The organism is Candidatus Methylomirabilota bacterium (genome assembly GCA_036001065.1).
Taxonomy (GTDB): domain Bacteria; phylum Methylomirabilota; class Methylomirabilia; order Rokubacteriales; family CSP1-6; genus MNEF01.
This window is the reverse complement of sequence record DASYUQ010000227.1, coordinates 1-9676: the sequence shown is the minus strand read 5'-3', so window position 1 is coordinate 9676 and position 9676 is coordinate 1. Positions and strand designations below refer to the sequence as shown.

8 protein-coding genes and 2 pseudogenes are annotated in these 9676 nt (G+C 68.4%); 4 read left to right on the top strand and 6 right to left on the bottom strand.

Features of this window, described 5'->3' with window-relative positions; genetic code table 11:
- Positions 1 to 303 precede the first annotated feature (303 nt).
- The 4 genes and pseudogenes from VGV13_21875 (at position 304) to VGV13_21860 (ending at position 4967) form a co-directional block, all read left to right on the top strand.
- Entirely contained in the window at positions 304 to 669 is a 366-nt protein-coding gene (locus tag VGV13_21875; protein HEV8643727.1) for a helix-turn-helix transcriptional regulator, read from the top strand.
- A complete protein-coding gene (locus VGV13_21870) occupies positions 666 to 3353 on the top strand; it encodes an ADOP family duplicated permease (protein ID HEV8643726.1) in 2688 nt (895 codons plus the stop codon). Before VGV13_21875 ends, VGV13_21870 begins: the two co-directional genes overlap by 4 nt.
- A 46-nt stretch (positions 3354 to 3399) precedes the next feature.
- Positions 3400 to 4614, top strand: a complete 1215-nt coding sequence (locus VGV13_21865; GenBank protein ID HEV8643725.1) for a tetratricopeptide repeat protein — start codon at positions 3400 to 3402, stop codon at positions 4612 to 4614.
- A 160-nt stretch (positions 4615 to 4774) separates the two neighbouring features.
- Positions 4775 to 4967: pseudogene (locus VGV13_21860) on the top strand (winged helix-turn-helix transcriptional regulator).
- A 77-nt stretch (positions 4968 to 5044) separates the two neighbouring features.
- Here VGV13_21860 and VGV13_21855 read toward each other — a convergent pair.
- The 6 genes and pseudogenes from VGV13_21855 to istA all read right to left on the bottom strand — a co-directional run bounded on the left by VGV13_21855 (position 5045) and on the right by istA (position 9506).
- Complete coding sequence (locus tag VGV13_21855; GenBank protein ID HEV8643724.1) at positions 5045 to 5635, bottom strand: hypothetical protein; 591 nt, start codon at positions 5633 to 5635, stop codon at positions 5045 to 5047.
- A gap of 162 nt (positions 5636 to 5797) precedes the next feature.
- Positions 5798 to 6127 carry a type II toxin-antitoxin system PemK/MazF family toxin gene (locus tag VGV13_21850; GenBank protein HEV8643723.1) on the bottom strand — a complete coding sequence of 110 codons (330 nt, stop codon included), beginning with the start codon at positions 6125 to 6127 and terminating at the stop codon, positions 5798 to 5800.
- A complete protein-coding gene (locus VGV13_21845) occupies positions 6124 to 6351 on the bottom strand; it encodes a hypothetical protein (GenBank protein HEV8643722.1) in 228 nt (75 codons plus the stop codon). Before VGV13_21845 ends, VGV13_21850 begins: the two co-directional genes overlap by 4 nt.
- 136 nt (positions 6352 to 6487) lie before the next feature.
- Positions 6488 to 6766 (bottom strand): annotated as a pseudogene (locus VGV13_21840) (FtsX-like permease family protein).
- Positions 6767 to 7200: 434 nt separating this feature from the next.
- Complete coding sequence (gene istB, locus VGV13_21835; protein ID HEV8643721.1) at positions 7201 to 7959, bottom strand: IS21-like element helper ATPase IstB; 759 nt, start codon at positions 7957 to 7959, stop codon at positions 7201 to 7203.
- Positions 7953 to 9506 (bottom strand): IS21 family transposase, encoded by a 1554-nt coding sequence (istA, locus tag VGV13_21830; protein HEV8643720.1) that lies wholly within the window; start codon positions 9504 to 9506, stop codon positions 7953 to 7955. Before istA ends, istB begins: the two co-directional genes overlap by 7 nt.
- Positions 9507 to 9676 lie beyond the last annotated feature (170 nt).

Genomic DNA, 9676 nt, shown 5'->3' with positions numbered 1-9676 from the left:
ATAGGCCATTTCCCGCGAGCAGAGATGGGTCATTTCTCGCGAGCGCCTAAGCCATAAGTGCATCCATGGACCTGAGGGCCGGTCTAAGAGCACGAATGCGACTCGCCGGTGTCCGGAGATGGGATCCTCCCGTCCCACGCTCGGACAGGAAGCACACATGAATGCTCGTCGCATTCCGCCAAGGCCGTGATTCGCAACGGCGGGCCAGTGGCATGACGATTGCTGCGAGACGTGCAGCCATTAGATGTGTGGCGCATATATGTATGCCACATCTAACCGACGTGGCCAGGGGGAAGGCAATCCATGGGTATGGATCGAGACCGCCGCGAGAGGGAGCACCCGCCGCTGCGGCGCGTAGAGTTTCACATCCTGCTCAGCCTCGCCGCGGGCGAGCGACATGGCTACGGAATCATCCAGGACATCGAAGCGCGCGATGAAAAGGCCGTGCCGGACGTCGGCACGATGTACCGGGCGCTGGCGCGCATGGTGGAGAGCCGGCTGATCGAGGCGGCGGCCCGCCGGCCGGCGGCGGAAGCCGACGACGAGCGCCGCAACTACTACCGCATCACCGACGCTGGCCGACGCGCCGCCAAGACCGAGGCACGGCGGCTCGAAATGTTGATGCGTGCGGCGCGTATTGGAGGCCTTCTCCCGAAGGACACCAAATGAGCCGGAGTCATATGATGACCGTCTCGGAGCGGTGGTTCAGGCTGTTGCTTCGCTTCTACCCCGCCGACTTCCGCGACGAGATGGGCGACGCGCTGGTCGAGGCGTACCGCGACCGCGCGCAGGACGTCCTGCGCCGTGGCGGGACCCTCCGCCTGGCGGCGGTGTGCGTCCGGGCGCTCGCGGACTCGCTGCGCAACGGCGTGGGCGAGCGGCTCCGGCCAGCAATATCGTGGCGGCGCAGCGGCGACTGGGGCCGCGATGTCGAGCACGCGATCCGCCGGTTGAGGCGTGCGCCGACGCTGGTCCTGTCAACGGTGGCGACACTCGGGGTTGGTCTGGGCCTGTCCGCCGTCGTCTACACGGTCGTCCAAAGGGTCCTGATCGACCCGATGCCATACAAGGACCCGGACGACCTGTACTACGTATGGCGAGACTACGGCCCGATTGCCGACCTGAAGCGCGGCATGCTGGCCGGGACGGACGTCGTGGAGCTTCAGAAGGCCGGCGGGGTCATCGAGCAGGTCGTGGGCCTCGGCCGCCAGCTCAACACGTTCTCCATCGGGAGCGAGAGCGAGCCGATCGAGATTCCGGTGATGTTCACGTCGCCGGCGTTGTTCGACCTGCTGGGCGTGCCGCCCGCGCTCGGACGCGGCTTTGCGGCCCACGAAGTCGGGCCAGGGGTGTCATCGGTGATGGTGCTGACGCATGAGCTGTGGAATCGGCTCGGCGCCGATCCCGAGGTCATCGGCCGCGAGGTGCGCCTGAACAACCGGCCCTACCAAGTCATCGGCGTCCTGCCGCGCGGCTTCGTGTTCGCCCGGAACGAGAGTGCGGGGCCGCCGCAGCCGGCCGATGCCTTCATCCCGTTTCGTGTCCTGCTCGAAGACGCCAATCCGCGAGACGGATCGTATGCGGGCCTCATCCGCGCGCGGCGAGGCACCACCCCCGAGCAACTGGCCGCCGCCGTGGAAGCCGTGGGCCGGACCGTGGACCGCCGCGATTTCCACGGGCGCGGGCTGAGACTGTATCCGGTGGGACTGAAGTCCGACCTCGTCGCCGGCGTGCGGCCTGCCCTGGTGGCGCTCGCTCTCGGTGGCGTGTTCCTCGTCCTGGCGGTCATGGTCAACCTCGCATCGGTCTTGCTCGCGCGGACCGCCCAGCGCGAGCAGGAGCTGGCGGTCTCGCGCGCCCTGGGCGCGAGCGGGGCCGCCGTCGCGCGGGCAACGCTGTTCGAGGGAGCGTTGCTGGGGCTGGGGGGCGGCGGCGTGGCCGCGCTCGGCGCTTTCTGGGCCACGCGGGCCCTCGTCGCGCTGGCGCCGCTGGACCTGCCGCGCCGGGAGGCGATCGCCGTGGACGGGCGCATCGCCGGTGTCGCGATCGCGGCCGGTGCGTTGATCGGCCTTCTCGCGGCTCTGGCCCCGGCGACCTGGGCGGCTCGCGCCTCGCTGTCTTCACTCCTCGCGAGCAGCGCGGTCCGCGGCGGCGGCGGCCACGGACGCTTGCGGCGCGGCATGGTGGTGACCCAGGTGGCCTTATCGCTCGTGCTGCTCGCCGCCGGCGGGCTGGTGGTGCGCAGCTTCGAGCGGCTGCTGCGCGTCGATCCCGGTTTCCGGCCCGAAGGCGTCCTCAGCCTCTGGGTTCGTATGCCGCCTGAGTTCTTTCCCGAAGGGAAAGACGTGGTCGCGCTCCAGGACCGGATCGAGCAGGAGTTGGCCGCGTTGCCCGGCGTGAGCGGCGCGAGCGCGACGTCCGTCCTTCCGTTCAGCCCGCGAGCACTGCCGGCGTTCCACGCCGCGTCGTCCTATCAGACCGCGATCACCTTTCCGGGGGCGCCCGGCAACACGGGCGACGCCGACCGGGACGCGCCGCTAGTCGATCTAGTCGGAGCGCGACCCACGTACTTCGACGTCATGGGCATTCGCCTGCTGGCCGGCCGCGGCTTCGACCCCGCGCGCCGAGAGGACGAAGCCCTGATCGACGGCGCGCTGGCCAGACAGTTCTTTCCGACGACGAGCCCGATCGGGGCGGAGGTACGGATCGGGGACCGTCCGCTCACGATCGTGGGCGTGGTGCGGCAGCCGCGGCTGTACGACGTCCATCAGGATGGGCGCCCGCAGCTCTTCGTCCGCGCGGAGGGTTTTGTTCGGCACCAGGCGTTCGTGCTGCGGACGGACCGGGACCCGCGCGCGCTGATCCCGGACGTGCGTCTGGCGATACGGCGCATCGACCCGCGCCTCGTGGCCGCGCAGATCCGGCCGATGGGGGACCTGGTCGGCCACTCGCTGCGACGCCAGCACATCAGCGCCGTGCTGCTCTCCGCATTCGCGCTCGGCGCGCTGCTCCTCGCCGCGATGGGCTTGTACGGCGTCGTGGCCGGCGCCGTCATGCGCCGCCGTCACGAGCTCGCCTTGAGGATGGCCGTGGGCGCCGACCATCGTGCGCTGTTGCGACTCGTCCTCCGAGAGGGTGCGTCCCTCGTGATGGCGGGTGTGCTGATGGGCGCGCCGGGCATCTACTTCGCGGGACGCGTCATCCGCGGCGTGCTGCTGGGTGTGACGCCGCTCGATCCGCTCACGCTCACCTCGGTAGCCGTGGGCCTCGGCCTCGTCACGATGCTCGCCTGCTACGTTCCCGCCCGGCGCGTGCTGGGGATCGACCCGGCGCAGTTGCTTCGGCGCGAGTGAGCCTCGAATGAGACGGCTTCGCATTCATCAACGATGTCCAATCGTATTGGCGACGTTGCTGGTCGTGTCGGCGGCACGCGCCGGCCGCGCCGACGATGCGGGAGCCGCAGAGTACGGGATGGGCATGTGGCTCGTCGGCAAAGGCCGCATGGCTGAGGCCGAGGCCGCGCTGCGCCGGGGCCTGGCGATCGACGAGGCCGGCGCTCGCGGCTCTTCTGCGGCCAGGGTTCGGGCGCGCGCGGTCTCGACGCTGGATGTCCTCGCGGCGCTGGCGGCCGGCCGCGGCGACTCCCGCGAGGCGGAAACCCTTCTCCGGCGCGCGCTCGTTCTCGGCGAGACGGCGCCCCGCCTTCCCGACGTGGAGGTGGCCCGCATCCTGACGTCACTGGCCAGGCTCCTCGCCGAGCGTGGCGACCTCCGCGAGGCGGAGGCTCGGGCGTCGCGTGCGCGGAAGCTCTACGAGAGGATGAAGGCGCCCGAGCATGTGGAGCTGGCCGAGGCGCTCACGACCCTGGCTGCGGTGCGCGCCTCCCGCGGGGATCTCGACGGGGCGGAGGCGCTCCTTCTCCGCGCCCGGCGCGTGGCCGAGCTCGAGAACGCCCGGCCGGCGGTGAGGGCGGCGGCGGTGGCCAACGTCGGCGCGCTGCGCATGCTTCAGGGGCGTTATCAGGATGCGGAGCCGATCCTCAAGCAGGGTCTGGACCTCGGCGAGGGGGCGCTCGGCGGCCCAGATCATCCGGGCCTCATCCGCCTGAAGCAGACGCTCGCCGACTGCTACCGGTTCCGCGGCCGCCCCGCGGAGGCGGAGAACCTCTATCGGAGCGCGCTGCGGAACGCAGACCGGGCGTACGGGCCGCGCCATCCGGCCGGGTTGCCCAGCCTGTCCGGCTTGGCGGTGTTGGAGGAACAGCGTGGAAACGACGCGCGCGCGGAGTCTCTGCACCGGGAAGCGCTCGGGGTCGCGGAGGACGCCCTCGGACCGAACGACCCGGCGCGCGGAGAGCTACTCGCCAACCTCGCAGCGTTCTACGCGCGGCAAGGGAACGACGGGACGGCCGAACACCTCTTCGTGAGGGCTCTGGCCGCGCTCGAGCACATCGAAGCGCGGGACCCGCGGCGAGTGGCCGTGCTGCAGGGACTCGCTTCCCTCTATGCCACGCAAGGACGGCGGGCCGACGCCGCGCGGATTGAGAGCGCGCTCGCCGCCGCGCGCGCGACGCTCTCGCCGGGATTCACGGTCCCGCCGGCGGAGGAGCCGTGACGATCGAGCGCGCTGGCGTCGCCAGTTCCTGACTCGCGCTGGCGCGGGCGGTCGAGAAGCCCGCGAGGAGCTTCTGGAAAGGCGTCATCCCGGCCGGCCACTACGCGCGGACGCGAGTCTTACACGGCGATCCTCTTGGAGGCAGTGGGACTGCCACGCGATGCTGATCCGGCAGCTTCGCCAAATGGAGAGAGACGGCATCGTCCGCAGGATCGTTCATCACCAGAGTGCCCCCGAAGGTCGAAGACGGCCTTACGTCGTGGGGACAGGCGCTGTGCCCGGCGCTCGATCCGTTGCTGAAGTCGGCGGCTCTCCGTGAAACGATCTCGGAAGCTAAGAAACAGACCAGCTGAACAGGGCGCCAAGCCACCCCAACTGCAACCTAACTATTGACCCAAATGCTGCGCCCCAGCCGATTCGAGCGGCCGACTTACATGTTCGTAGAGTCTATAGAGTTAAACCTGATGCAACTGTGTGAGTCTTCCTGAAAGAATCTACGTTTAGATTCACTGTATAAATAGAGCAAAAGACCGGTCCCAGACGGCCGCACGCTGTGCCATACTGTCCGCGGATGACTCGTCCCCGGCTCGTCCCCGGAGAAACAGCGCACATGCAGGATGGCGCGGCGAGATCGACGCGGAAGGTGAAGTTGACCGACCGAAACGTGCGGATCCTGCCGGCGGTCAGCGGCCGAACCGACTATACCGACGAACTGGTGCGTGGCTTCCGTCTGCGTGTCGGTGCCGATAGGTCCCGCGTCTACTCTGTCGGTTATTTCGCTGGCGGTCGATGGCAGCGCTACACGATCGGCGGCGTCGGGGATCTCACGCTGGCCCGGGCTCGCGAGGCCGCGAGACAGATCCGGGCGCGGGCGCGACTCGGCGAGGACCCGCAGGCCGAGAAGGTCAGCGAACGCCAGGCCGGCCAGACCTTCGGTGACCTGATCGGCTTGTTCGTGCAGAAGCATGGACCGGCGATGCGCCCGCTGAGCCTCATCGAGTTCCAGCGCGCCGCCAATCACGACGTCCTCCCCGTCTTCGGCTCGAGACGGCCCGCGGACATCACCCGCGCGGACATCCGGAGCCTGCTCGAGCGCTGGAGCGCCGAGCTGGACCGCATAGTCACAGGCCTCCGACTCCTTCGAGCAGCCCCCGTAGCCGCACGTAGCCCAGAGAACCGGCATTCAGACCCCTTTCAGCTCCGGCCAGTCGAGCGAGAAGCCGAGCGCGCGCTTGACCTCGTCGACACGCCGAGGCTTGAGGGCGCCGATACGTGAAATCAGGCGCTGCTTGGCGACGACATGGACGTTGTCGAAGTTGGCGACTGAGCGGTGCCGGAGTCCCTCCGCGGGTCCGAGGCTGACCTCGACAGGGATGCTTCGAATGGTCGACGTGATCTCGACGACGATCACCCGCGTCAGATATTCGTAGGCCGGATTGCGGGACAGCAGCAGGACAGGCCGCCGACCTATCGGGTCCGGCATTTGCGCCCACCAGAGCTCGTACTGTCTCAACGGTGGCGTCGGCGGCGCGGGGTCGCCGGCTTTCGCGACTCCCAGGCCTCGGGATCGATGACCTCCGGCTCCGCGTTGTCCGGCTGCCGCCGGTAAGCCTCGGCCATGCGCCGCTCGACCTCGGCGTCGAGGGCCTGCCGTAGGGCTCGGCGCACGAACTCGGAGCGCTTTCGGGCCCGACTGGGCGCGATGCGCTCCAGCTCCTGTGCGGTGCCTTCGTCCACCTCAACTATTATCTGACGGGTCATACTACTAGTATATACTCATTCACCGTCATCTGGACTCTAACGAGAATAAGATCAGCGACCGCCGAGGGAGCGAGCGCAAAGTGAAGTGGAAGGGTTCAAGTATTCACCTGCCTCACTCTTCCCGCATGAGTCTGGATGGATCGACAGCAAGCGCTCGCAGGGCTGGAGTGGCGGACGCTGCAATGCCGAGCAGCGCCATCGTGAGCACGGCGCCGCCCAAGACCACCGGATCCAGCGGATTCGCCTGATACACAATCTTTTCCAGCAACCGGCTGGCCACGACACCCAACAGCAGCCCTCCCAGCGAGCCCACCCCCAGCAGCACGATTGGCCGCCCCACCGCCGCGCTCAGCACGTACTTGGTGCGCGCGCCCAAGGCCACGCGGATGCCTAGCTCGTTTCTGTCTCAAGGCACTGTAACTCTCTGTGGCAGAGGGTGTTAGCGCTCGTATTGCGTATTCCGCTGATCGTGAACGCCGGTTCCGGCATCGTGAACAGCGAGTCCGCTGATCGTGATCACGCCGTCGGAGCGAAGCGACGATAGCTTGTCGTTGCCGGCCGTTCAAACGGCCGGAGTGTCTGGCCTCCTTCCGTTGAGTGTGGAGGAAAGGCGGAGGCGCGGCCTGTGGACGCTTGTGGAAAACCGGCCGTCCGTTTGGCCGGTTTTCCAAGGGGCTGTGGGCGCCGGCGTCCATTTGCCGGCGTCCAAGGTGCTGTGGGCGCGCGTCCGTTTGCGCGTCCATAGCACCGGCAGCCCCGGCAGCGTCCACAGGCCCAAAGGGCGCCGAATCGAGGAGGGCCGTGTTCGGAGCGGAGCGACGGTGCTCATGCCTTGGTCTCGGCCGTGGCCTTGGGGGCGGCTTTGGTGCGGCGGATCGACGGCCCCTTGAGTTCGAGGCGGTGTGCGTTGTGGAGCAGGCGATCGCAGATGGAGTCGGCGAGGTTGGGGTCGCCGATGACGGTGTGCCACTCCTTGGCGGGGAGTTGGCTGGCCACGAGGGTGGAGGCTCTCTCGCTGCGATCCTCGATGACCTCGATGATGTCGCGTCGCTCGCCGTCGCGCAGAGGGGCCAAGAGCCAATCGTCGATGGCCAGCAGGTCGAGCCGGGCCAGGCGGCCGAGCAGGCGGTCGTAGGATCCGTCGCCACGGGCCACGGCGAGCTGCTGCAGCAGCCGTGGCAGACGCAGGTAGGCGGCGGAGTACCCGCGGCGGCAGGCGCGCTCCACAAACGCGCAGGCCAGATACGACTTGCCGATGCCGGTGGGGCCGGTGATGAGCAGGTTGTGCCGGCTCTGGATCCAGCCGCAGTTTCCGAGGCTGAGCACCTGCTGGCGATCGAGGGAGCGCGGGTGCTTGAAGTCGACGTCCTCGATGGAGGCGGCGTAACGCATCTTGGCCGAGCGGAGTCGGCGTTTGAGCTTGCGCTGCTCGCGGGTCGTCCACTCGCTGTCGACCAGGAGTCCCAGCCTCTCGTCAAAGCTCAGCCGCGTGCACTCGCTCGAGCCGAGTTGTTGCTGGAAGGCCTCGGCCATGCCCGAGAGCTTCATGGCGTTCATCTTCTCCACGGTCTGTTGGGTCAGCATTCGTTCTCCTCCTCTGCGGCGTAGTAGTCGGCGCCGCGAATGTTTGCGTGCGTGGGCGTGGGATCTTGGGCGGGTGGCTCGTCGTCGAGGGGCAGACGGTCCTGGGCGGAGGCGAGGATGTTCTTCACCGTGCGGTAGCTGTAGGAGCGCAGCCGCTCGGCGCGGGCGCTTGCCACCTCGAGCCGCTCGGAGCCGTAGTGCCGGCCCAGGCGCATCAGCCCCAGACAGGCGCGGTAGCCCTGCTCGGGATGGGGACGACTGTCGAGAATTCCGGCCACCAGGCGGCCCGTGGCCGGTCCCGTCTTCTCCGCCCAGTGGATGAGCCGCGAGGGGGTCCACTCCGCATGCGCCCGATGGGAGCTCGGCATGTGCTCGGCGAGAGTGGAGGGCTGATGGTCATAGCGCCGGACGTGGGACACCAGGCGGCGACCCTTGTAGTAGACCTCGACGACCGAGCTGGTGTAGCGCGCCTCCATCTCCTCGCCGATGAGTTGATAGGGAACGCTGTAGGGGTGGTGGTCGACTTCGACGTGGTAGTCGATGTTGACGCGGCACGGCTTCCACTGGGCCAGGTCGTAGCGCGCGACGGGCAGTAGTTTGAGCGCCGGTCGGTCCAGCCTCTCCCACAGGTCGCGCCGGCTGACCCCGAGCTTCTGCATGGGGCGGCCGTTGAGCCGATCGAGCAGCTCGAGGATGGCCTCGTTGAGCTCGGCGAGCTCGAAGAAGGTGCGGTGGCGCAGCCGGGCCAGGATCCAGCGCTGGGCCACGAGCACCGTCGATTCCACCTTCGCCTTGTCCCGAGCCTTGCCCGGGCGCGCCGGTATGACGACCGCGCCGTAGTGCGTGGCCAGGTCCTGGTAGCTGCGGTTGACACCGGGCTCGTAGCGACACGGTTGCGTGATGCCGCTCTTGAGCTGGTCCGGGACCCAGAGCTGGGTGCAGCCCCCGAAGTACTCCAGCATCCGGGTGTGGGCACCGACCCAGTCGTGGAGCTTCTGGGTCGCGGTGGCCTCAGCGTAGGTGTAGCTGCTGGCCCCGAGCGCGGCCACGAACAGCTCGACGGGGATCTCCTCTCCCGTCTTACCGTCGACCAGGTGCGGTCGCTTGCCGGAGAAGTCGATGAAGGTCTTCTCGCCCGCCCGGTGGTGCTGGCGCATCGAGGGCTTGAGCTTGCCCGCCCAGCGACGGTAGATCTCGCAGAACTGGCTGTACCCGTAGCCATCGGAGTGGACCTCGCGGTACTCCTCCCACAGGAGGTGGAGCGTGACGCCTGCCCGCTTCAGCTCTTGATGGATCCGGACCAGGTCCGGCGGGACCTGCTCCCGCCCCGTCTCCGCGGGCGGGAACAGCCGCCCTTCAAGGGCGGCCTCGTCCAGCTCGGGCGGCAAGGGCCAAGCCAGGCCCGCCCGCTGCGCGCGGCGCAGGTATTCCGACACCGTCCCCACGCCCACCCCGCAGGCCCGCGCAATGGCCCGGTGGCCCAGGCCCTCGTGCTTGAGGCGCAGGATCTCGCGTATCTGTCTCATCGGTAGCCGCCTCGCTCCCATCCATGTCCCCCCTCCAATCGGGGGGCCTAGACTGAACCAGCTTCGCTACCGACGGGTGATCACGATCGCCGGAATCGGTGATCAGGATCCCGGAATCAGTGATCACGATGCCCGGAATCGGTGATCACGTTCGGCCGGAATCGGTGATCACGATGCTCCGGAATACGCAG